The sequence below is a fragment of the Planosporangium thailandense genome (genome assembly GCF_011947195.1).
In the GTDB taxonomy this organism is placed as follows: domain Bacteria; phylum Actinomycetota; class Actinomycetes; order Mycobacteriales; family Micromonosporaceae; genus Planosporangium; species Planosporangium thailandense.
The window spans coordinates 1-22,350 of record NZ_JAATVY010000043.1; the positions used below are offsets into that span (position 1 = coordinate 1).

Below are 22,350 nucleotides of genomic sequence, written 5' to 3' on the forward strand. Positions count from 1 at the left end.
GCGAGGACCGCGCTGGTCACCGAAGCCACTTCGCCCCCCGGCACCGGGCCGGCCTCCGCCGGCTCCTTGCCCTGATAGCCCGCCAGCAGCCTGATCACCCGGTGGCGGACCATGTTCAGATCGGCGCCCAATCTGATGAGCACCTGGGCCGCGAGCCCCTCGCCCTCACGGATCAGACCGAGCAGGATGTGCTCGGTGCCGATGTAGTTGTGGCCGAGCTGGAGCGCCTCGCGAAGCGACAGCTCGAGGACCTTCTTGGCGCGGGGTGTGAACGGGATGTCGCCGCCGGGCGTGCGCGGGCCGCCGTGACCGATGATCTCCTCGACCTGCTGGCGCACCCCCTCCAGCGAGATCCCGAGGCTCTCCAGAGCCTGGGCCGCCACGCCCTCGCCGCCCTGGACGCCCTCGCCTTCGTGGACGAGGCCGAGCAGGATGTGCTCGGTGCCGATGTAGTTGTGGTTGAGCATCCTGGCCTCTTCCTGAGCCAGGACGACCACTCGCCGTGCCCGGTCGGTGAACCGCTCGAACATGGTCATCACATCCCCCGGCAGGCCGCTCGTACGCCCTGCCGGCGGAGGCATACCCGCCGAATGAGCCGGAACTCTTCTGTGCTGACCCGAATTGTCCCGACGGGTCGCGCCGGCCGACATGACCTCCGGCGTGGTCGCCGGAACCACGACACCGCGCCCGGGGCGGAGGTGGGTAACGGCACTGCCCGGAGTTCCATGCTAGCCCGGCGAGCCGGCCCGTCGCGCGATCATGCCGGCGTACCGGTACGTGTTGAGCAGGTCGACCGCTGACCCGGGGTCGCCCAGGTCGTAGCGGTCGACGGCCAGGAAATTGGGCTTCTTGCGGGCGGCGGGCTCGCAGAACCGCTCGGCCCGGTCCGCGAGCTTGCCGTTGTCGGTCGTGATCGTCGGCGGGACCGGTACGTCCCGGAAGTGGTTCATGACGAACAGCGGCCGGAACCCCGGCTCCGTACGCGTCAGCGGGATGTTCACCCCGCCGCCGTACCAGCGGCTGTAGCACGACCAGTCCGAGCCGCCGACCCCCGGCCCCATCGACCAGAAGTTCTCGACGGTCCAGTCCCGCTGGTACATCACGCCGAAGCTGTCGCGGGTGAGCCCCGCCGACTCGTCGTCGGCCCGGCTGTGGTCGGTGAAGATGAGCAGCCGCTTGTCGCGCTGCCGCAGTTCGCCGAGGGTGGGCCAGCCGCGCTGCCGGACGCCCTCGACGTCGGGCCGCAACAGCAGACCGGCCAGGTCCGGCACCCGCGCCAGTTCGGCGCGCAGGACGTCCGGGGCGACGTAGTCCTCCAGGAACACGGTCACGATCTCGGTGCGGTGCTGCCGCAGGAACTCGACGATGCGCCGGAGGTCGACCCACAGTGCGACCGGCCGGCTGACCAGCGTGCAGCTGTCGTGGCAGAGGATCGCGCCGTCCGGGGTCTGGTGGATGTCGAGCATGAAGCCGCGGACGCCCTCGGCGAGCTGCTGGTCGAGGCCCCGGTTCTGGTTGGGGAACAGGTTGACGATCGGCGGGGCGAAGCCGCCGTCGACGCCGTTGGCGTACGCGTTGTGCGCGGTCAGGAACGTGACCTGGTCCAGCGTGCGCAGGCTCTCCGGCGGCAGCGGGCTCTTCGGCGCCACCAGCGGCGTGAGGTACCACCGGGCGAGGTCGCCGTCCGGGCCGAGCGCCAGCGCGTCGGCGTAGGTGTCGCCGCTGGGTGCCACGGTGAGGTAGCGGTCGGCGCCCGGATCCTTGAGCGCGTACCGGTCGGGGCCGGCGCCGGCCAGGTCCCACCCGGCGCCGTCGCCGCCGCACGCGACGAGGCCGGGGGAGTCGCCGGTGCGACCCAGGCACTGCCCGGGGCTGTCGGTGTTCTCCAGGGTGTACGCGTCGCCGCCGGCGTGCAGCCACCACTGCTGATGGTCGGAGTTGCCGCGGGGTCGGTGCTGCGCGACGCGCCCGCCGGTCGCGGCCGCGTTGAGCCCCGTTGTCGCGCTCTGCAGGTAGTACAACCCCTCGGGCGGTGCCACCGGCGTCTGCTGCGCGCGGACGGTGACGGCCGGGCCGGCAACCAGGGCGGCGACGATCACGGGTACGGCGAACAGCGGGGCGCGGGACGCACGCATCGGCAGACCCTCCCGGTCGGCTGGGAAAACGGCGCACGCCAATGATGGAGGTCAATGAGAAATGTGCGCCAGATCTCGCGTTCCCTTATCCGCCCCCTCGATTGTTAGAGCGCTGGGGGTGGCGCCGTGTGAGGGATTCGACAATAAACGTCCTTTGTGGATGCGGAGGCTCGGCAGACGTACGTTGACCTGCGGTTTAGCCGTGCCCCTCCCGTTAACGGTCGCTCCGCCGGTAGGTGTACGGCGATCGCGACGTTGGCAGCATTCGTCAATGCCTTGTCATTGCTGCCGGGTCGGATGGGAGACAGGCTTTGGTCGTGGGACAACGACGTGTTGTGGTGGTTATGTATCCCGGCTCTCAGGCCCTCGACGTGACCGGTCCGGTCGAGGTGTTCGACACCGCCAACCGGTTACTCGGCGAATCGGGCCCCGGCTACCGGATCGATTTCGTCTCGCCCGGGGCGCCGCTCGTACGGACCTGCAGCGGGGTGGTGATCGGGGCCGCGCCGCTGGACGCCGGACAGGGACCGATCGACACCCTGCTGGTACCGGGCGGCTGGGGCCTGCACGAGGTGCTGGCCGACCGTGCCCTGGTGGAATGGATCGCCGCGGCCGCGGCGCGCTCGCGTCGGGTGACCTCGGTGTGCGGCGGGTCGTTCCTGCTGGCCGAGGCGGGGCTGCTCGACGGCAGGCGGGCCACCACACACTGGGCGTACGCGGCGGACATGGCCCGGCGGTACCCGGACGTCATCGTCGATCCGGAGCCCATCTTCGTCCGCGACGGCCGGTACGTGACCTCGGCCGGCGTGTCGACCGGCATCGACATGAGCCTGGCGCTGGTGGAGTCCGACCACGGCAGCGCGTTCGCGCTGCAGGTGGCCAAGTTCCTGGTGCTGTTCTTCAAGCGCCACGGTGGACAGTCGCAGTTCAGCGCGGTGCTGGACGCCCAGCTCGCCGACCACACGCCGATCCGGGCCGCGCAGGAGTGGATCCTGGACAACCTCGACCGGCCGGTGACCGTCCCGGACATCGCCGAACAGGCCAACATGAGCCCGCGCAACTTCGCCCGCGTGTTCCGGCGCGAGGTGGGGGTCACTCCGGGACAGTACGTCGAACGCATGCGGATCCTGCGGGCCTGCCGGCTGCTGGAGTCCACGGAGCTGCCGATCAGGCAGGTGGCCCGCCGATGCGGGTTCACCACGCCGGAGACGTTCTTCCGCGCGTTCGCCCGGGTGCTGGAGGTCACCCCGCACCAGTACCGCAGCCGGTTCCACGCCGTCAGCCCGCAGCAGGACCCGGCCGCGGCGGCTGAGCCGATGGAGGTCGGGGCGTGATGGCGGTGACGAGGACGCGCGCGGTCGACCATGTGGTGAACGAGCTGACCCGGCGCGGCGTCGACCACGTGTTCGGCGTCGGCGGCGCCAACATCGAGGACCTGTACGACGCCGTGCACGCCGCGGGCGACCGGATCCGGGGCGTGGTGGCCAAGCACGAGTTCTCCGCCGCCACCATGGCGGACGGGTACGCCCGGGCGACGGGGCGGCTGGGGGTTGTCGCGGCCACCTCGGGCGGCGGCGCGATGAACCTCGTGCCCGGCCTGGCCGAGGCGTACGCCTCGCGGGTGCCGGTGCTGGCGCTGGTGGGGCAGCCGCCCACCGAGCTGGAGGGCCGGGGCGCGTTCCAGGACTCCAGCGGCCGGGCCGGCTCGCTGGACGCGCGGCAGGTGTTCGCGCCCGTGTCCCGGTTCTGCGCCAAGGTGGACCACCCAGACGCGCTCGTGGAGCTGTTGCCGCGGGCGATCGCCGCGGCGCAGACCGACCCGAAGGGGCCGGCGGTGCTGCTGCTGCCCAAGGACGTGCAGCAGGGGCTGCTCCGGGTCGCCGAAGGCGGGCCGCCCCTGATCCCCCCGGCGTCCGCAGTGGACCGACGGGCGTTGGATCGCGCCGTGGAAGCGCTGCGCGCCGCCGACCGGGTACTGCTGATCGCCGGCGAGGGGGTGGCGACCGCGCGGTCCCGGGCGGAGCTGGCCGAGCTGGCCCGGCGACTCGGCGCCTGGGTCGCGGTGACCCCGGACGCCAAGGACGTGTTCGACAACCGCGACCCGCGCTTCGCCGGCGTGGCCGGGGTGATGGGGCACCGCAACGTCTCCGACTGCCTGCGCCGGGCCGACGTCTGCGTGCTGGTCGGCACCAGGCTGCCGGCGATGGCGCGGGGTGGGCTGGACGACAGCCTCGCCGGCACGGTCGTCATCGGGGTGGACCCGGAGCCGTCGTTCGTACCCGGCATCGACCTGTGCGGCCCGCTGCGCGACACGCTGCGGGCGCTCGTGGACGCCCACGACCCGCGCCCCCGGCCCTGCCCGGACCACGCCGGCCCCGTGCCGCTGCCACCCCCGCCGCCCCCAGCGCCGTTGCCCGCTGCCGGCGGTCCGGCCCGGACGACCTCGTACCCGCACGCGCTCGCCGCCGTGCGGGCGGCGCTCCCGCCGGACGCGCACGTCTTCGTCGACGCCGGTAACACCGGCGCCGCCGCGGTCCACCTGCTGCCCGCCCCGCCGCGCGGGCGGTTCGTGGTGGCCGTCGGCATGGGCGGCATGGGGTACGCCTTCGGCGCCGGCATCGGCGCCGCGCTCGCCACCGGCCAGCGCACCTACGTGCTCGCCGGCGACGGCGCGTTCTTCATGCACGGCATGGAGCTGCACACCGCGATGGAGTACGGCGCGCCGGTGACCTTCGTGGTGTTCAACAACAACGCGCACGGCATGTGCGTGACCCGGGAGCGCCTGTTCTACGGCGACGCGTACAGCTACAACCTGTTCCGCCCCGCCGACCTGGCCGGCGGCATGGCGGCGGCGTTCCCGACGCTCGACGTGACCAGGGCCGGCGACGCCGCCGAGCTGCGCCGGGCGCTGCTTCGTACCAACACCGGCGGCGGCCCCGCCTTCGTGGCCGTGGACTGCGACCCGCACGAGGTGCCGCCGTTCCGTCCCTTCCTCGCCGGCGCCGGATCCGGCGAGGAGCCGATCGACAGTGAGGAGATGCGCGGTGAGCGCGGACGAGTCCATGTTGGCTGACATTCCCGGCCTGGTACGGGTGGAGCAGGTCGGCCGGGAGGAGCTGCTGACCCGCTGCCTGGATCCCGACCTGCGGCGCGACGACGACCGGTACTGCACGGTCTGCGAGTACATCGACTGCCCGCCGGACGTGGTCTACGAGTACCTGCGCAAGGGGCACCACCTCGAGGAGTGGACCTACAGCGTGCGCGACTTCGAGCCGACCGGCACGCCGGGGCTGTGGGTCGGCCGCGACCGGCTCACCGACGACACCAGGATCTTCTGCCGGGTGGAGGCCAACCCGGACGCGATGACGGTCGACTACCACTGCGCGTGGGACCAGGGCGACCGACTCTGGATGATCTACCTGATGCGGGTCGTGCCGGCCGGGCCGGTGGTCGACCGCCCCGGCTCGGTGGTGACCTGGACCAACTGCCGCCACCCGTACTACGACCACAACCCGTACCCCGAGCTGGCGCCGGCGCCGGACCGCCCGTGGGTGGGCGACTTCTGGGACCTGTTCGACGCCGGGCACCGGGTCGAGATGGACAACCTCAAGGCGATCCTGGAGTACCGGCACCGCAACGGACTGCCGGTCTCGGTGCCTCCGGTACGGGAGGTCCGGCGGTGACGGTCGTCAGCCTCACCGACGTCGCCGGGTACCTGCCGGGCGAACCGGTGCCCGCGGAGTTCTTCGCCGCGCCCACCGGAGCCGACGACGCCTTACGCGCCAACGCCATGTTCAAGGCGCCGCGCTGGCGGCACCACGTCGCAGCCGCGCAATCCAACGTGGACCTCATCGAGCGCGCGGTCGAGCCGTTGATCGAGCGGCACGGCGGCGCCGAGATCCTCGCCGTCGACGTGCTCCTGGTGCACTGCCAGCTGCCGGACCAGCCGTTCGTGGGCGCCGGTACGGAGGTGGCGCGGCGGCTGGGTATGCGTCCCGAGTGGCTCATCGACGTGGCGAACGCCGGCTGCGCCTCGTTCGTGTACATGCTCAAGCTGGCCCGGCACCTGCTGACCACCACCGACGCGCGGTCCGCCCTGATCTGCAACGCGCAGACGTCGGCCGGTCAGCTCTTCACACACCCTGAGGTGCGCTCCCTCGCACAGGCGGCGATCCCCGGCGACGGCTGCGGGATCGGCTACCTGACCAGGTCGGCCGGATCCCCGCTGCTCGACGTGACGACCCGGCACCTCGCCGAGTACGCCGGCGAGATGGCGCTCGTGCGCGACGACGGCCGGCGGTACTGGGAGCCCGGCGAGTCGCCCATGCGGGTCGGGTTCACCGCGGACAACACGGCCGAGGTGCTGGCCCGCGGCAACCGGCTGGTGCCCGAGGTGGTCACCGACCTGTGCCGGCGGCTCGGGGCGGACACCTCCGACATCGACGTGCTCGTCACCAACCAGCCCAACCGTACGTTCCTGCGCAACTGGCGTGAGGCCCTGCGCCTGCCGGCCGAGCGGCACCCCGACACGTTCGACCGGTGCGGAAACCTGTTCGGCGCGGCCATCCCGGTCACCCTGGACCGGGCCGTCCGGGCCGGGCGGATCCGCGACGGGGACCTGGTCGTGCTGGGCGGGTTCGCGCACGCCGGCGACTTCGCGGGCGCGGCCGCCGTACGCTGGCAGGCCGCGGCGTGACGGGCGGGAACGTGCGGCACCGGCTCGCGCTCAACGAGAGTCCGTACCCGCCGCTGCCGTCGGTGCGCGAGGCGATGCTGCGCGCGGTGTCCGAGGCGAACCGGTACCCGGAGTTCTACCCGGACCGGCTGGCGGAGCGGATCGCACACTGGTGCGGGGTCGCGCCGGCGTCGGTGGCGGTCGGCAGCGGCTCGGTCGGGGTGGCGCTGCAACTGCTGCACGCCGTCGTCCGGCCCGCGGACCGGGTCGCGTTCGGCTGGCGCAACTTCGACGCGTACCCGCTGCTGGCCGACATGGTCGGCGCCGAGGCGGTGCCGGTGCCTCTGACGGCCGACGGCCGGCAGGACCTGGCGGGCCTCGCGGCGGCGATCGACGGGCGCACCCGCGTCGTGGTGGTGTGCAACCCGCACAACCCGACCGGGTCGCTCGTCACCGCCACCGAGCTGACCGCCTTCCTGGATCACGGCCCGGCGCAGGTCACCGTCGTGCTGGACGAGGCGTACGTCGAGTTCGCGCGCGGCGATGACCTGCCCGATGCGCGAACCCTGCTCGGTGCGTACCCCAACCTCGCGGTGCTCCGGACGTTCTCCAAGGCGTACGGACTCGCCGGACTGCGGGTCGGCTACGCGCTCGCGGCGCCGGCGCTGGCGGACCGGATCAGGCGACAGCAGCTGCCGTTCGGGATCAGCGGCGTCGCCGCGGCCGCCGTCGAGGCGTCCATGAGCGCCGGTGACGAGCTGCGTGACCGGGTCGACGCCGTCATAGCCGAGCGCGAACGGCTGCGCGACGCGCTGCTCGGCCGCGGCTGGCGGGTGCTGCCCAGCCACACCAACTGCCTGTGGCTGGCCGAGCCGGACCGGGTGGCCGACTGCGAGGCGGCGCTCACCGCCGCCGGCGTGCAGGCGCGGTACTACCCGGGCGAGGGCGTCCGGCTCACCGTCGGCGACCGGCGCGCCGGGGACGCCGTGCTGGCGGCGCTCGGCGGCTGCCCGGCTCAGCCCCGTGGTTGCCCGGAGACCGTAGCTTCGCGGCCGGTGGGCGCGGGGCGGGACACCGGCCGGCCGTGGCTGAACAGCATGCCGTCGTCCTGCAGCCGGCCGTAGCGCATCAGGACGACGTCGCGCAGGTAGTTCTGGTACAGCCGCCAGGGGGCGCGCCGGCCCTGCCGGGGGAGCCGGTGGAGGCTGCGCTGCACGTACCCGGAATTGAAGTCCAGGAACGGCTGGTCGGCCGGCTCGTCGCGCGGCGGCTGCGGCGTGGCGCGGTCGAAGCCGTGTGCGTCCAGGTGCTTGAGCAGCCGGGTGACGTACCGGTTGACCAGGTCGGCCTTCAGCGTCCAGGAGGCGTTGGTGTAGCCGATGACGAGGTTGAAGTTGGGCACCCCGGACAGCATCATGCCCTTGTACGAGACGGTGTCGGCGACGTCGACCGGCTCGCCGTCGACGCTCAGCCGCATGCCGCCGATGGGCAGCAGCGCCAGGCCGGTCGCGGTCACCACGATGTCGGCGTCGAGTTCGCGGCCCGAGCGCAGCCGGATACCGGTGGGCGTGAACGTCTCGATGTGGTCGGTCACCACCTCGGCGGTGCCGGCCGCCAGCGCGCGGAACAGGTCGCCGTCGGGAACGAAGCACATCCGCTGGTCCCACGGGTCGTACGGCGGGTTGAAGTGGGTGTCGACGTCGTAGCCGTGGGGAAGGGCGCGCCGCACTCCCTTGCGGACGAACGCCTTCACGGCCTCCGGGCGCCGGCGCGCGAACTGGTAGAAGCCGGTGCTGACCAGCACGTTCTTCCACTTGATGAGCGGGTGGGCGGCCCGGGCCGGCAGCCGCCGATGGAGGAACTCGGCCAGCGGATCGATCCCGGGAAGCGAGAGGACGTAGGTCGGGGTGCGCTGCAGCATCGTCACGTGTGCGGCGCGCTGCGCCAGGTTTGGCACCAGGGTCACCGCGGTGGCGCCGCTGCCGATCACCACCACGTGCTTGCCGGCCCAGTCCAGGTCCTCGGGCCACCCCTGCGGGTGGACGAAGGTGCCCTCGAACCGCTCCTCGCCGGGCAGGTGCGGGCGGTAGCCGGCGGCGTAGTCGTAGTAGCCGGCGCACACCGACAGCCACGAGCAGGTCAGCCGTACGGTGGCGCCGGTGTCGCCGCGCTCCGCGGTGACCGTCCAGCGGCCGGCGTCGCCGTCCCAGTCGGCGGCGATCACGCGGTGGCCGAACCGTACGGCCCGGTCGATGCCGTACTCCCGCGCGGTGTCCCGGATGTACTCGCGGATCGAGGGTCCGTCGGCGATCGCTCTGGCCTTCGTCCACGGCCGGAACGAGTAGCCCAGGGTGAACATGTCCGAGTCCGAGCGGATGCCCGGGTAGCGGAACAGGTCCCAGGTGCCGCCGATCGCGTCGCGCGCCTCCAGGATGGCGAAGCTCTTGGCCGGGCACTCCTGCCGCAGCAGGCACGCCGCGCCGATGCCGGACAGGCCGGCGCCCACGATGACGACGTCGAGGTGTTCGAGGGGCGCCGACGCGTCGAGGGCGGGTGTGGTCTCGGCGGCGGTCATGGGCGGTCCCCCCGGATTGCAGGCGACGGTGCCTCCCCATCGTGCATCGGAGGACGAGCGCCGATCCAGGGACAAACGGCACCGGTATGGCCCGGCTGCTGGTGCAGGATGCACCACCACGGTACTGTCGCGCGGTGCCGGAACGGTCCCTGTCCGAGCGCGCACGACAGCTGATCCGCCAGGGGGCGGAGGTGGTGCTCGACGCCGCGCCCACCCTGCTGGAGACCGTCGACGCGGCCACCCTGTCGGCCGCCGGCGTCCGGGGCATCGCGGACGATCCGGCGCTCGCCGCCGCCCTGCGCCGGTCCAACTACGCCACCGTCGTGTACTGGGCGGCCCACAACGTACGCGACCCGGGCGGCCCGGTGCCGCCCAACCTCGCGCCGGAGACGTTGGACATCGCGCGCGACATGGTCCGCCGGGGGCTCAACGAGTTCGCTCTCGACGCCTACCGGGCCGGGCAGAGCGCGGCGTGGTCGGCGTGGATGTCGATCATCTTCACGCTCACCCGGGACCCGGACGAACTGCGTGAGGTGCTGGACGTGACGGCGGGCTCCATCGCCGCGTTCATCGAGTCGACGATCGCCGCGCTCGCGCTGCGGATGCAGCGCGAGCGCGACGAGCTGGTCCTGGACCTGCAGGCGGAACGGCGCGAAGCTGTCGCGCTCGTGCTCAGCGGCGCACCCATCACGGCCGACCAGGCCTCCCGCCGCCTGGGCTACCCGCTCGGCGACGACCACATCGCCGCCGTGGTGTGGAGCGACGACGACGACGCCGACCGCCAGGACCTGGAGCGGGCCGGCGCGAGGCTCGCCGCGGCCCTCGGGGAGCGGCGGCCCCTGACGGTCGTCGCCGGCGTCTCCACGCTGTGGGTGTGGGTGTCGGTGCGCGACGACGAACCGGTCGATCTCCGTCCGGGACGCCTGCTCGACCGGGTGCGGCCGGCGGCCGGGGTCCGGGTGGCGGTCGGGTCGCGCGGAACCGGGCCGGAGGGGTTCCGGCGTAGCCACCTGGACGCGCTCACCACCCAACGGCTGCTCGTCCGGTCGCGCCCCACCCATCAGTTGGCCACCTTCGAGGCCGTGGAGCTGGTCTCCCTCGCCACGCAGGACGAGAAGGCCGCGCAGGCCTTCGTGGCGCGGATCCTGGGTCGGCTGGCGGACGCGGACGAGGAGCTGCGCACCTCGGTACGCACGTACCTGCGGCGGGGCTGCAACGTGTCAGCGGCCGCCGCCGAGCTCTTCGTGCACCGCAACACCCTGCTGCGCCGCTTGACGCGCGCGGACACGCTGCTCCCTCGGCCGCTCGACCAGCACCCGATCGAGGTCGCCGTCGCGCTCGAGCTGGTCCGCTGGACCGGCGCGAAGAGCGACTGACCGGCGCCGGCCTGTGGGCCGGCCCCGAGGACGTAGTGGCATTGCACCACGCAATTGATAAGCGTGAGTGAAAAATTTACCGTCTGCGGGAACGCCGTCGAGTGTCTGAAGGATGCCTTCTAAACATTTGCCGGCGTGATATTACGCACGGGATCGGATACTTCAAACCGGCGCGCAACGCTTGCTAGGTTGCTGCGTGAAAATGGAGCCCACCTGGATGGGAGCGGTGCGCATGACGATGGGGATTGCGTGTCCGGACCGCGTACGGCCCGTTCTCGTGCGGCGGTCGGACGCCGCGCGGATGACGCCGGCGTTCGCGGTATCCGCGCTGGTAGGCGCAGGTGGAAGCGGTGGTGTCCGGCTCCTGGGCGGGGCGGGCTGACCGGGCCTCGTCGCGTTCCCGGCGTGCGGTGACGTCGCCGCCATTGTTGCCCGATCGGGCAGTTGTCGCGGCTATGTGCGGCCTCGACATTGGCGCGCATCGCGGAATGGGGCAGATTCTTGGAGCTGTCATTCACCATCGACGGCTGCTTATGTGATTGGACAACGGGAAGCTGGGGGGAAACAATTGTCCAACCCCTTTGCGTATAACGACGTGTACGGCGTCATACGCCGGCACGTCTCGCCGGGCCTGGCTCTCGGCTACAAGCTCGTCGGCCACGGCGCGTACGAGGTCGCCGCGAGCGGCGCGACCGTGCGCCTCTCCGACGGGCGCACCCTGGTCGACTTCGGGTCGTACGCGGTGACCCTGCTCGGGCACCGCTGCCCGCCGGTCGTCGACGCCGTCGCGACGCAGCTGGCGACCATGCCGACCGCCACCCGGGCCGTAGGCAATCCGGTCGTGGCCGCGTTCGTCGAGGAGCTGGCTGACCGCTGCGGCGCCGGCCTGGACCGGGTATGGCTGGGCAGCGACGGCGCGGACGCGGTGGAGGTGGCCCTGAAGCTCGCCCGGCGGGGCTCCGGCCGGCGGCGCATCCTCGCGGTCGAGGACGGGTTCCACGGCAAGACGCTGGGCGCGCTCGCCGCGACCGCCGCGCCGGCCTTCCGCGCCGGCCTCGAGGACGTGCTGGCGCCCGTCACGCACCTCCCACGCGACGACGCCGGTGCGGTCGCCCGGGAGGTGCGTGCCGGCGACGTCGCCGCCGTGATCGTCGAACCGGTCCAGGGCGAGGCGGGCGTCCGCCCCCTCGACGCGTCCGTCGTCGCGCGGTGGGCCGCCGACGCCCACGCCGCCGGCGCGTACGTGATCAGCGACGAGATCCAGGCCGGCCTGCGCCGGTGCGGGTCCTTCTCCGTCGCCGTCGACACCGGCTGGGCCCCGGACGCTGTCCTGTTCGGCAAGGCGCTGGGCGGTGGCGTGCTGCCGCTGTCGGCGGCGGTCGGCACCGCGGACTTCTTCGCGCCGCTGGTGGACGACCCCACCTGGCACACCGCGACCTTCGGCGGCCATCCGCTGTCGTGCGCGGCGGGGCGGGCTTCGCTGCGGGTCATCGACGAGCTGGCCGGACGCGCCGACGAGCTGGGGACCCGGTTCGCCCGCGACCTGTGCGCGCTGGCCGCCGCGCACCCGGCGCTGGTGTGTGAGGTACGTGGCCGGGGACTGCTGTGGGGCGTCGAGTTCGCCACCCCGGCGATGGCCGGCTCGGTGCTGGTGGAGCTCGCCGACGCGGGGCTGCTCGTGTCGCCCTGTCTGAGCTCCCGGCGCACCATCCGGCTGCTGCCGCCGATGGTGACGACCGAGGCCGAGCTGCGGCGGGCGTTCGACGCGCTTGCGGCCGCCTTGGTGGCGACCGAGGAGTTCGCCGAAGGTGCGTGCGACGCCGACGTCGGTGATGCCGCGTGACGGCCACGCTGCCGTCCGGCCGGCGCGCCGGCTCGCTGCCAGGGCGGCTCGCCGCCTGGACGTACGAGCGGTTCCCGCCGGGCCTCGTCGCGGTGCTGTTGCCCGCCTACCTGGTCGCGCTGCTCTACGGCCGGGCCGTCGGCCAGGCCGGCCCGCCTCGCCCGCACCCGGGCGACCTCGCGGCGTTCACCGGATTCTGGGCCTTCTTCCTGATGCTGCGCGTGATCGACGACCACAAGGACTACGCGCGTGACGTCGCCGCGTATCCGGGGCGGGCCCTGCAGCGCGGCGACGTCACCCTCGACCAGCTCAAGGTCGTGGCAGCGCTGGCCTGGGCGGTCCAGCTCGCCGTCGTGCTGACCGCCGACGGCGGCCTCGGCCCGGTCGGGCTGTGGTGGGTGCTGACGCTCGCCTGGACCGCGCTGGCCGCCAAGGACTTCTTCGTCGGGGCGCGGATCGGCGACCGTCCCGTCCTCCAGCCGCTGCTGCACCTGCCCGTGTCCGGGCTGGCCTGCCTCTGGGTGGCGCAGCTCGGCGCCGGCGCCCGGAGCCTGCCGGCCCGCGCGTACGCGGTGGCCGCCCTCGGCATCGCGCTGTCCGCGTCGGTGGACCTGGTCCGCAAGCTGCTGCCGGGCGACGGCGGCGGCCGGGCGTACCTCGTCGCGCTCGGACCACGCCGGGCGGCCCTGGCCGGCGCGATGGTCGTCACGGCGCAGACCGGGGTACTCGCGGCGCTCGTGCTGCTCGGGTCCGGACGGGCGGCGGGCGCGCTGATCCCGACCCTGCTCGCCGCCGGCCCGTTGGCGGCGCTGTCCCGGCTGGCGGTGGCCCCGGCGCCGGGCCGCGCCCGAGCGGCCCGGACGGCCCTGGCGTCCGTCGTACCCGGCCAGCTTGCCGTCGCGGCGGCGGCGCTGCTCATCGGTCCGGGAGGGCGGTAACCATGCGCCGCATCCTCGTGACGGGAGCAACCGGCCTGGTCGGCTTCGAGGTGTACGACCGGCTGCGGCGCACCGCCGGAGTCGCCGTCACCGGGGTCAGCCGGCGCGGCTCGGACCGGCTGCCGGCGGTCGTGCCGTGGCACATCGGCGCGCAGCCGCCGCCGGTCGCCGTCGGTGGGCCGTGGGACGTCATCGTCAACGCCGCCGCCGACGTACGGTGGTCGCTCGACCCCGACGAGGCGCGAGCGGCCAATGTGGACACCGTGGCCGCGTTGCGGCCGCTCGCGTCGCCGCGTACCAGGGTCATCCACGTCTCCACCGCGTACGCCGGAGGCCGGCGCGGCGACGGCTCGTCGCCCGACCTCGCCGACTACCGCAACTCCTACGAGTGGTCCAAGGCACACGCCGAACGCCTCGCGCGGGAGGCCTTCGCGCGGCTGACCGTCATCCGGCCCGCGTTGATCGTCGGCCGGCGCGGCGACGGGCGGGCCGCCCGGTTCACGGGCATGTACACGCTGCTGCGCGGCATCGCCACCGGGACCGTGCCGGTCATCGCCGCCGACCCGCAGGCGCGGCTGGACCTCGTACCCGTCGACGCCGTCGCCGGCCTGATCCTGGCCGCGACCGCCGACGACGCGCACGACGGTGCGGTGTGGACGATTGCCGGCGGTCGGTCGGCGCCGACGGTCGCCCACGTTCTCGACCTGATGATGGCCGCCCTCAACGGCTGGCGGGCGGCCGGCGGGCACGACCCCGTCCCCACGCCCCGGATCGTCCCGGCCGAGCGGTGGCACCGGTTCTTCCGGCCCTTCGCCCGCGAGCACCTGACCGTACGACAGAACCGGATGCTCGACCTGCTGTCGGTATTCGAGCCGTACCTCGCCGGGACCGTCCCGCTGTCGCCCACCCACACCGTCGCCGACGTCGGCGCCTGCCTGCGCACCGCCGTCAGCTACTGGGCCGCGGCGAATCCCCGTCTCGCGGCGATGACACCCCTGCCGTGGCGGGGTCGCACCGCGGCGTGACGCCGCGCCCGGCCCGGACCAGGTACCACACAGACAAGGAGAGGAATGCAGTGGCGCAACCGACGATCCCCGACCGCGTACGCAGCCTCGTCATCGAGGCCGCGCCGGTCGCGGTCGGCCAGGTGACCGGAGCCACGGCGCTCACCGACGACCTCGGCTACGACTCGCTGTCCCTGCTCGAGCTGATGGGGCTGCTGGAGGCCGAGTTCGACCTGCCGCCGGTGGACGGTGACTTCTCGCGCGTCCGGACCCTCCGGGACGTCGAGGACCTGGTCCAGCGCGTCCTCGGGCGGTGACGGCATGCGAACGACCGACCTACGGAACCCGGTGGCCCACGCACCGACCGACGCGGCCTCCGTACGGCTGGGCGCCGAGCACGGTACACCCCTGCCGGAGTCGCTGTCGGTCCTGGCGACCAAGCGCGCGCTGTTCGCGGTCGACAGCTACTTCCGCGACAGTTGGGAGGACCTGTGCGAGCTGCCGGCCGAAACCGTCGAGCTCATCCTGCGCCACCACGCCCTGCTCCTGCTCAAACCCGACGCCGTGGTCGGACGGCGGCTGACGGCCGCGCTGGACTGGCTGCGTGGGCAGGGCACCGTGGTCGCCGCCGAGCCGGTCCGGCTCGACCGGCACACGGCGCGGGCCATGTGGCAGTACCAGTGGAACGCGGCGAGCCGGGACCGGCGCGACCTGGCCGACCTGATCTGTCACGACGGCGGGGAGTCACTGGTGCTGATCGTCCGGATGCCGGCCGATCACCGGCCGGCCACGGTACGGCTGTCGGCGGCGAAGGGTCCGGCCGATCCGGAGCGGCGCGAGCCCTGGCAGTTGCGCCACCGGCTGGGCAACGAGAACTTCCTGCTCAACTTCGTGCACGCCGCCGACGAGCCGGCCGACCTGGTACGCGAGATCGGGGTGCTGTTCGACGCGCCGCGGCGGCGCGGGCTGTACCGGCGGCTGCGTGACGGCGCCGACGCCACCGGCGCGGCACGGGCGGCGGTGGAGCGCCTGTATGCGCGTACCCCGGCCCGTGACCTCGGCCTCGCCGCTCTGATCAGTCGGCAGGACCGGCGGCTGGACGGTCGCGACGGGCCGACGCCCCGGGAGCTGACGGCGGCCCTGGAGGCGACGGAGGCCGGTCTGAACGCCGACTGGCGCGGGCTGTGCGACCTGTCCGAGCGGGCCGGGGTGCCCCTGGACCCGTGGGACCGGGTGGTGCTGGGCACCCATCTCATGGTCGCCTCCGACGCGGGTACCGTGCCGATCCTCGCCGGCGTCCCGGTGCGGGAGTGGGACCGGCGACCGGACCCGGCGATCCTGCCGCCGGGGTGGTCGCCACGGGGCGTGCGAACGGCTCTGCCCGGCAGCCGCCCCGCTCGGCCCGCCGAGTCCCCGGAACTGCGCTACGACCAGCCGGTGGCACACGCCCTCGTGCACAAGGCCGGTGTCGGCGAGGTGCTGGTGACCGACAGCGCACCGGTGTCCGAGCGCGTGTTCGCGGTAGCCGGTGAGCTGCCCCGGACCCACTGCTACTTCAGCGACCTGCCGGCGGCGGCTGACCGGTACGACGCGGTGGCGCTGCTGGAGTTCTGCCGTCAGGCGTCCTACGTGGTCATCCACCGGTACCTCGGCGTGCCGGTCGACCGGTCGTTCCTGCTGCGGCGCATCGGTGTCGCGCTCACGCCCGGGGTGGTCTTCGCCGACCAGCCCGACCTGCTGCGCCTGCGGGCGTCGGTGACGGTCGAGCGGCGCTTCGACGCGCCGGTGCCGGGGCTGTCGGTGCGGCTGGATCTCACCGCGCCCGACGGTCGGGAACTCGGCCGGGGCGCGCTGTCGGCCTCGTGGCTGACGGCCGGCGAGTACGCGCGGCTGCGCCGCGAGGCCCGGGCCGCCCGGGGGCTCGGCGCGCGGCCCGGCCCGCCGCCGGCCGTACCCGCCGAGCGGGCGACGGCGGCCAGCGTCGGTCGCACCGCGCCGCGCAACGTCGTGCTCGCCGACGGCGTCGACGGCACCGGCGAGCTCGTCGTCGATCCGACGTACCGCGGCATGTTCGACCATCCGCAGGACCACCTGCCCGGGATGCTGCTGGTCGAGGCGGCCCGGCAGGCGGCGCTGCGTGCCGTGGCGGAAGGCCTCGGCGGGCCCGTCGGCGGGCTCGCGCTGCGCGCCCTGCGGGCGTCGTTCCCGGGCTTCGCCGAGCTGGATCTGCCGGTGCGCCACCACACGGCGGACGCACCCGGGGGCGCGGACGGCACGCAGGTGCGGGTGTCGGCGCGGCAGGACCGTACCGAGGTGTGCCGCGTCACGGCGACCGTCGCCGTCGACCCGGCGGTGGGGGAGCGCCGATGAGCCGGCCGCACGTTCTCGACAGGCACAGCGGCGCGGACGCCGTGGCGCACTGGGGCGGTGGCAAGGCGGCGAACCTGCACCGGCTCTGTGCGGCCGGGTTCGACGTTCCGGAGTGGACGGTGCTCGGTACGGACGTGTTCGCCGCGTACCGGGAGGTGACCGGTCTCGGCGCGCGCGTCGACGCCCTGCTGGCCGCCTGGGAGCGCGGTGACGGGGACCCCGAGGAGGTCGCCGCGGTGATCCGGCGGGCGTTCGCGGAGACCCCCCTCGACCCCGCGAGCCGGGCGGCCGTCGCGGACGCGTACGTCGGGATCGGCGGCGGCGCGGCCGCGGTGCGCTCGTCGGCCGCCGGTGAGGACTCCGATCAGCTGTCGTTCGCCGGCCAGTACGACTCGTTCCTCAACGTCGTCGGCGTGGACGCGGTGGCCGGCCGGGTCCGCGACTGTTGGGCGTCGGCGTACTCGTCCCGGGCGCTCGTCTACCGCCGGCTGCACGGGCTGAGCTCGGAACCCGCCGGGATGGCCGTGGTGGTGCAGCGTCTGGTACCCGCTGACGTCAGCGGCGTGCTGTTCACCGCCAACATCCGGGTGCGCCCCCGGCACGAGATGCTGGTCAGCGCCGTGTACGGGCTGGGCGAGGGCCTCGTGTCCGGTGCGGTCGACGCCGACACGATCACCCTCGACCGCGCCACCGGAGCCGTCACCGCCGTCGTCGTCGGCGAGAAGCGGGACCGGGTCATGGCCGGTCCGGCCCCGGGGTGCCGCACGGTCGCGGTTGACCCGCAGCGCCGGGCGGAGCCCGCGCTCACGCCGGCGCAGATCGACGCGCTCCGCACGACCGGCGAGCGGATCGAGGCGCTGTACGGCCGGCCGCAGGACATCGAGTGGGCGTTCGCCGACGGTCGCCTGTACCTCCTGCAGAGCCGCCCGATCACGGCCACCGTGGAGGGCGACGGCGGCGGCGACGTGCGGGTCTGGGACAACTCGAACATCATCGAGAGCTACGGCGAGGTCACCGCACCGCTGACGTTCAGCTTCGCCCGGCACATGTACGGGCGGCTGTACCGCGAGTACTGTTCGCTGCTCGGCGTGCCGCGCTCCCAGTTGGCGCTGATGGACTCCGGCTTCGCGAGCATGCTGGGCTACTTCGACGGCCGGGTGTACTACAACGTCCTCAACTGGACCAAGGTCATCGGGCTGCTGCCGGCGTACCGCGTCAACCGGCGCATCCTGGCCGCCGCGATGGGCGTGCCGGAGACGCCGACGGAGACCGGACACCGCCCACGGCCGTTGCAGTACGACTCGGCGCTGCTGACGGCCGTGGTGCGGACCCGGATCGCGGTCACGTTCGGCTGGTACTGCCTGACGGTCAAGGGCTCCGTCGCCCGCTTCCTGCGCCAGTTCGACGAGGTGTACCGCGAGTTCGACGGGCTCGACTACGACGCGATGCCGGCGGCCGAGGTGTACCGCCATTTCACCGCCGTCGAGCGGACGCTGCTGGCCCGGTGGGGTCGGATGGCGGTGCTCGACAACGTCGTCATGCTCTCGTACGCCGTGCTGTACGCGCTGACGGGCCGCTGGCTGCCGGACGCGCCGGAGTGGTTCCTGTGGCACGTCGTGAAGGTGGGCGACGACGTGGAGTCCGCGCTGCCGGCCCGCCGGCTGACCGAGCTGGCGCGCCAGCTTCGTGACCAGCCCCGGCTCGCGGCGGTGGTCCGGGAGCGGTCCGCCGAGGACGCGTACGCGTGGCTGCGCGCCGAGCCGGGCCCGGACGCGGCCTGGCTGCGCGCCGAGCTGGCGCGCTACGTCCGCGAGTTCGGCTACCGCAGCGCCAACGAGCTCAAGCTCGAAGAGCCCGACCTGCGGGCCGACCCGACGCCGTTGATGTCGATGCTGCGCGACGCGTTGAGTAGTGAGGCGTCGCCGGACGCGGCCGGAGCCGCCGGGTCAGCCGGAGCCGCCGGGCCGGGTGGGGAGGACGCCGACGCGTACCTCGACGCCCGGCTGCGGGGGCCGCGCCGCTGGACGTACGAGCGCGCCCGCGGGTTCGTACGCACCGCGCTGCGCGAACGCGAGCGGGTGCGGTTCGCCCGTACCCGCGCGTTCGGCATGGCGCGGCGGATGTTCACCGCGATCGGCGCGGACCTGGCCCGCACCGGCGTGCTGGCGCAGCCCCGTGACGTGTTCTTCCTGCGCCTGGAGGAGCTGCGCGACCTGTTCACGGCCACGACCGACCACCGGGAGCTGCGCCCGCTCGCCCAGCTCCGCCGCGACCAGCAGGCCCGGCAGCGCCGGCTGCCCGCGCCGCCACCCCGCTTCGTCACCGTCGGCGGCCCGTACGCCTCGGCACGCCGGCCCGACGCGCCGCCGGCCGGCCGGCACGCCGCCCCGGCGTCGGCCGACGGGCAGGCCGCCGTGCTGCGCGGCACCCCGTCCAGCCCCGGCGTGGTGGTCGGCGAGGCCCGCGTCGCCGACCGGCCGCGCGACGTCGGCGCGAACATCGTCGTCACGTACCGCACCGACCCGGGCTGGGTCGGCGCGCTGTCGTCGGCGACCGCTCTGCTCATCGAGCGGGGCAGCCCGCTCAGCCACGTCGCCATCGTGGCCCGCGAGCTCGGCGTGCCCACCGTAGTCCAGATCCCGGAGCTGACCGCGCGGATCCGGAGCGGCATGCGACTGACCGTCGACGGCGCGCAGGGAACCGTGGAGATCCATTCCGGGGAGGCCTCATGACAGCGTCCGACGACCCCCGACGCCGCGAGGTGCTCGACCGGCGGATCCGGGGTTTCCACGGGGTGGGCGTCGACGACGTCCTCGCCGTCGTGGACTACCTGTGCGAGCCCGGCGACACGGTCCTGGCCGGCGGATCGCTGACGTTCGGGCTCGGTAACCGGCTCAGCGACTTCGACGTTGTGATCTGCGGGGACGACACGGCACGGTCGCTGGTGCCGTTGCAGCACTGGGTGCAGACCCTGCGCGTCGACGTGTGGACCCGGCCGCGTGCCGACATCGACACCCTGTTCGGGCTGGCCGCTCAGGCGCTCGCCCGGCCGGAGCCGATCGCCGGCGCGTTCGGCAGCATCGAGCAGGAGCAGCAGTTGAAGCTGCTGCACCGGGTCGCGTTCGGCCTGTGCCTGTCCGGCCCGCCGCTGGTGCCGGCGACGGTGCCGGACTTCCGGGCGGTGGCGCGCGACCTGGTGGCGCGCGAGTACGCCGAGCGCCTGCGCGAGTCGCTCTGGGTGGCGCAGCTCGCCGCCCGGGCCGGGCGGTGGCTGACCGCGGTGGTCAACGCCCGGGAGGCGGTCGAGGAGGCGTTCACGATCGTGCTCACCCGCCGCGGCGTGCCCTTCACCGGAGACAAGTGGCTGCACGACCGGCTGCGCGAGCACGCGCCCGACCTGGGGGAGGCCTGCCGGCGGTACGCCGCTCTGCCGACCGCGGCGGACGAGTGCGCGGCGTACGTCGCCGACGCGGTCGCCCTGGCCGGCCGGCTGACGGGCGTGCCGACCGGGGTGGCCGAGCTGGGCCGGCAGGCGCGCTGGACAGCGCCCGACCTGCACCTGACCAGCGCCGGTGACACCGCGCTGCTGGTCTCGCCGCGCATGGGCGTCCTATGTGAACTGTCAGATGTGGAAGCGAAGGCGTGGCGCGCGCTGGCCGGGCGCGCCGAAGCCGGTGCGTACGACGCGGCGGAGACAGACCTCTGCCTGCGGCTGTACGAACAGGGCCTGCTCACCCTCGGCTGGGCGACAGGAGTGGGGGCCTGATGAGAGCGCTCGACGTGGACGCCCGCCGGTACGCCTGGTGCCGGGGGCGGGCGGTGTGGTGGTTGGGGCTGCCCATCGCGGCTCTGCTGGAAGACATGAAGGGCGCGGTGACCGAGGGGCAGGACGGCCTGGTGCACCGCAACGCGCGCATGATCGGCCAGAGCTGCGCGGTCGTGCTCAACCTGGTGCTGCACCACGCCCGGCCGGTGCCGGCGCTGCGGGTGCAGACACCGTGGGCGCTGGAGCGCGTCGGCGGGCATCCGCTCGGCCGGGAGTGCGAGCGCCTCGTACGGGCGGGCTGGGAGGTCCCGGCCCAGTCCCTGGTGGAGCGGTGTGAGCGGCTCGTCGCCGAGGTGCGGGCGCTGGTGGGCGACGTGCCCGATCCGCTGGTGCCGGAGGGGTACTTCCCGTCGCTGGCGGCGGCGCGTGAGTGGCTGAAGCTCGCCGAGCTCGTGGGCGAGGAGGGTTTCCTGCCGAAGGAGTGGACCCAGGAGGAGGGGAGAAATGCCTGAGGTCGCGCTCGACCTGGACATCGACGCGCCCGCCGCGCGCGTGTGGGAGGCGGTCACCGACATCGAGCGGTACCCGGACTCCATGGAGAGCGTGCGCTGGGTGAAGATCATCGATGGGAGCGACCCGCTGGCGCGGCGCAGTGGATGGTCGGTGCTGCTCAAGGGCTCCATCCTGGAGTGGGAGGAGGTCGAGCGGCTGGACCCGGACGCGCTTGTCATGGCGTTCCGCCAGGTGGCCGGCGACATGGAGATCTTCGACGGCGAGTGGCGGGTCACGCCGCTTCCCGACGGGCGTACCAACGTACGGCTGTGGACGCGGTTCGAGATCGGCATCCCGCTGCTGGCCGACATGCTCAATCCGGTCGCCGAACGGTCGCTGCGCTCCAACAGTCGGGAGATGCTCCTGGGTATCGAACGGGACGCGGTAGCCGGCCGACGGTCAGCGGCGGCCCAGTCGTAGCTCGTGTACGCGCCGGACCTCGCCCGGGGTGGCCAGGTACGCGACCGCCGCGGCGATCTCGGGCAGTTCGACGTCGAGCGCGGTGTGCTGGTCGATGGCGTTGTGCTGGTCGATCGCGGTGTGCGGGCCGATCGCGCCGTCGACGATCAGCAGTGCGACATGGATGCCGGCGTCGCGCAGTTCGAGCGCGGCGGCCTGGGTCAGGGCCCGGGTCGCGAACGCGCCGGCCGCCCACGGGCCGCGCCCGGCCTGGGCCCGCACGCTCGATCCGCCGGTGAGCTGGATCAGCGCGCCACCGCCGGTGCGCCGCAGTGCGACGGCGCCGGCGTTGAGGAACACGAAGGTCCGCTCGGCGACCGCCACCGCCCAGCGTCGAAACGCTGGCAGGTCCGCGTCGGCGATCGGGCCGCCGCCGAACGGGCCCGGCGGGACGGGGCCGGCCGCCGCGTTCACGATCAGGTCCAGGCCCGCGTACTCGTCCGTCGCGGCCGCGAGGACCGCGCTCAACGCGTCGGGGTCGGTGACGTCCGCCCGGACCGCCCGGGCGCCGCGCGTACGGGCCGCCTGTACGGTCTCCTCGCTGCGGGCGACCGCGGTCACCCGCCACCCGTCGGTGATCAGGCGGTCGACGATGGCCGCACCGATCCGGCGCGCGCCGAGCACGACGGCGCTCGGGCCCAGGGTTCGTGTCATTCG

General features: G+C 73.7%; 19 protein-coding genes. 15 read left to right on the forward strand and 4 right to left on the reverse strand.

From position 1 onward, the window contains the following. The coding region (locus HC031_RS30590) for a Clp protease N-terminal domain-containing protein (protein WP_277349857.1) at positions 1-530 on the reverse strand (530 nt) is incomplete at its 3' end. A 198-nt stretch (positions 531-728) separates the two neighbouring features. Then, positions 729-2,135 (reverse strand): phosphoinositide-specific phospholipase C-related protein, encoded by a 1,407-nt coding sequence (locus tag HC031_RS30595; protein ID WP_167928935.1) that lies wholly within the window; start codon positions 2,133-2,135, stop codon positions 729-731. A gap of 338 nt (positions 2,136-2,473) precedes the next feature. Between HC031_RS30595 and HC031_RS30600 the strand changes: the two genes are divergently transcribed. From HC031_RS30600 to HC031_RS30620, 5 genes are read left to right on the forward strand one after another with little or no spacing between them, the layout of a single operon-like run. Next, on the forward strand, positions 2,474-3,469 hold the full coding sequence (locus HC031_RS30600; protein ID WP_167928936.1) for a GlxA family transcriptional regulator: 996 nt from the start codon (positions 2,474-2,476) through the stop codon (positions 3,467-3,469). Continuing rightward, positions 3,469-5,208 carry a thiamine pyrophosphate-binding protein gene (locus HC031_RS30605; protein WP_167928937.1) on the forward strand — a complete coding sequence of 580 codons (1,740 nt, stop codon included), beginning with the start codon at positions 3,469-3,471 and terminating at the stop codon, positions 5,206-5,208. Before HC031_RS30600 ends, HC031_RS30605 begins: the two co-directional genes overlap by 1 nt. Beyond that, a complete protein-coding gene (locus HC031_RS33690; RefSeq protein ID WP_338090918.1) occupies positions 5,180-5,818 on the forward strand; it encodes an SRPBCC family protein in 639 nt (212 codons plus the stop codon). Before HC031_RS30605 ends, HC031_RS33690 begins: the two co-directional genes overlap by 29 nt. Beyond that, on the forward strand, positions 5,815-6,831 hold the full coding sequence (locus HC031_RS30615) for a 3-oxoacyl-[acyl-carrier-protein] synthase III C-terminal domain-containing protein (protein ID WP_167928938.1): 1,017 nt from the start codon (positions 5,815-5,817) through the stop codon (positions 6,829-6,831). Before HC031_RS33690 ends, HC031_RS30615 begins: the two co-directional genes overlap by 4 nt. Next, positions 6,828-7,934, forward strand: coding sequence for a histidinol-phosphate transaminase (locus HC031_RS30620; protein ID WP_167928939.1), 1,107 nt, complete (start codon positions 6,828-6,830; stop codon positions 7,932-7,934). The genes HC031_RS30615 and HC031_RS30620 overlap by 4 nt, the downstream gene beginning before the upstream one ends. Here the strand turns inward: HC031_RS30620 and HC031_RS30625 are convergent. Next, positions 7,826-9,385, reverse strand: coding sequence for a flavin-containing monooxygenase (locus HC031_RS30625; protein ID WP_167928940.1), 1,560 nt, complete (start codon positions 9,383-9,385; stop codon positions 7,826-7,828). The genes HC031_RS30620 and HC031_RS30625 overlap by 109 nt on opposite strands. Positions 9,386-9,519: 134 nt before the next feature. Between HC031_RS30625 and HC031_RS30630 the strand changes: the two genes are divergently transcribed. The 10 genes from HC031_RS30630 to HC031_RS30675 all read left to right on the forward strand — a co-directional run bounded on the left by HC031_RS30630 (position 9,520) and on the right by HC031_RS30675 (position 21,654). Then, positions 9,520-10,761: a PucR family transcriptional regulator gene (locus tag HC031_RS30630; protein WP_338090919.1), complete on the forward strand. Its 1,242-nt coding sequence runs from the start codon at positions 9,520-9,522 to the stop codon at positions 10,759-10,761. Between the two features lie 595 nt (positions 10,762-11,356). Continuing rightward, on the forward strand, positions 11,357-12,604 hold the full coding sequence (locus tag HC031_RS30635) for an aminotransferase class III-fold pyridoxal phosphate-dependent enzyme (RefSeq protein ID WP_205863464.1): 1,248 nt from the start codon (positions 11,357-11,359) through the stop codon (positions 12,602-12,604). After that, a complete protein-coding gene (locus HC031_RS30640) occupies positions 12,601-13,542 on the forward strand; it encodes a UbiA prenyltransferase family protein (RefSeq protein WP_167928943.1) in 942 nt (313 codons plus the stop codon). Before HC031_RS30635 ends, HC031_RS30640 begins: the two co-directional genes overlap by 4 nt. 2 nt (positions 13,543-13,544) lie before the next feature. Next, entirely contained in the window at positions 13,545-14,567 is a 1,023-nt protein-coding gene (locus HC031_RS30645; protein ID WP_167928944.1) for an SDR family oxidoreductase, read from the forward strand. Between the two features lie 50 nt (positions 14,568-14,617). Then, positions 14,618-14,863: a phosphopantetheine-binding protein gene (locus HC031_RS30650; protein ID WP_167928945.1), complete on the forward strand. Its 246-nt coding sequence runs from the start codon at positions 14,618-14,620 to the stop codon at positions 14,861-14,863. A gap of 4 nt (positions 14,864-14,867) precedes the next feature. Further along, positions 14,868-16,916: an AfsA-related hotdog domain-containing protein gene (locus tag HC031_RS30655; protein ID WP_167928946.1), complete on the forward strand. Its 2,049-nt coding sequence runs from the start codon at positions 14,868-14,870 to the stop codon at positions 16,914-16,916. After that, positions 16,913-19,648: a phosphoenolpyruvate synthase gene (locus HC031_RS30660; RefSeq protein ID WP_167928947.1), complete on the forward strand. Its 2,736-nt coding sequence runs from the start codon at positions 16,913-16,915 to the stop codon at positions 19,646-19,648. Before HC031_RS30655 ends, HC031_RS30660 begins: the two co-directional genes overlap by 4 nt. Then, positions 19,645-20,682: a hypothetical protein gene (locus HC031_RS30665; protein WP_167928948.1), complete on the forward strand. Its 1,038-nt coding sequence runs from the start codon at positions 19,645-19,647 to the stop codon at positions 20,680-20,682. The genes HC031_RS30660 and HC031_RS30665 overlap by 4 nt, the downstream gene beginning before the upstream one ends. Further along, positions 20,682-21,194: a hypothetical protein gene (locus tag HC031_RS30670; protein WP_167928949.1), complete on the forward strand. Its 513-nt coding sequence runs from the start codon at positions 20,682-20,684 to the stop codon at positions 21,192-21,194. Before HC031_RS30665 ends, HC031_RS30670 begins: the two co-directional genes overlap by 1 nt. Next, the gene (locus tag HC031_RS30675) at positions 21,187-21,654 is read left to right on the forward strand and encodes an SRPBCC family protein (RefSeq protein WP_167928950.1); all 468 of its coding nucleotides are present in this window, start codon (positions 21,187-21,189) and stop codon (positions 21,652-21,654) included. Before HC031_RS30670 ends, HC031_RS30675 begins: the two co-directional genes overlap by 8 nt. On the opposite strand, the gene HC031_RS30680 is transcribed toward HC031_RS30675, so the two are convergent. After that, a complete protein-coding gene (locus tag HC031_RS30680) occupies positions 21,634-22,347 on the reverse strand; it encodes an SDR family oxidoreductase (RefSeq protein ID WP_167928951.1) in 714 nt (237 codons plus the stop codon). The genes HC031_RS30675 and HC031_RS30680 overlap by 21 nt on opposite strands. Between the last annotated feature and the right edge of the window lie 3 nt (positions 22,348-22,350).

Coding starts and splice junctions, on each gene's coding strand:
- HC031_RS30595 (WP_167928935.1), bottom strand. CDS start 2,135: ATGCGTGCGTCCCGCGCCCCGCTGTTCGCCGTACCCGTGATCGTCGCC.
- HC031_RS30605 (WP_167928937.1), top strand. CDS start 3,469: ATGGCGGTGACGAGGACGCGCGCGGTCGACCATGTGGTGAACGAGCTG.
- HC031_RS30625 (WP_167928940.1), bottom strand. CDS start 9,385: ATGACCGCCGCCGAGACCACACCCGCCCTCGACGCGTCGGCGCCCCTC.
- HC031_RS30645 (WP_167928944.1), top strand. CDS start 13,545: ATGCGCCGCATCCTCGTGACGGGAGCAACCGGCCTGGTCGGCTTCGAG.
- HC031_RS30655 (WP_167928946.1), top strand. CDS start 14,868: ATGCGAACGACCGACCTACGGAACCCGGTGGCCCACGCACCGACCGAC.
- HC031_RS30660 (WP_167928947.1), top strand. CDS start 16,913: ATGAGCCGGCCGCACGTTCTCGACAGGCACAGCGGCGCGGACGCCGTG.
- HC031_RS30665 (WP_167928948.1), top strand. CDS start 19,645: ATGACAGCGTCCGACGACCCCCGACGCCGCGAGGTGCTCGACCGGCGG.
- HC031_RS30670 (WP_167928949.1), top strand. CDS start 20,682: ATGAGAGCGCTCGACGTGGACGCCCGCCGGTACGCCTGGTGCCGGGGG.
- HC031_RS30675 (WP_167928950.1), top strand. CDS start 21,187: ATGCCTGAGGTCGCGCTCGACCTGGACATCGACGCGCCCGCCGCGCGC.
- HC031_RS30680 (WP_167928951.1), bottom strand. CDS start 22,347: ATGACACGAACCCTGGGCCCGAGCGCCGTCGTGCTCGGCGCGCGCCGG.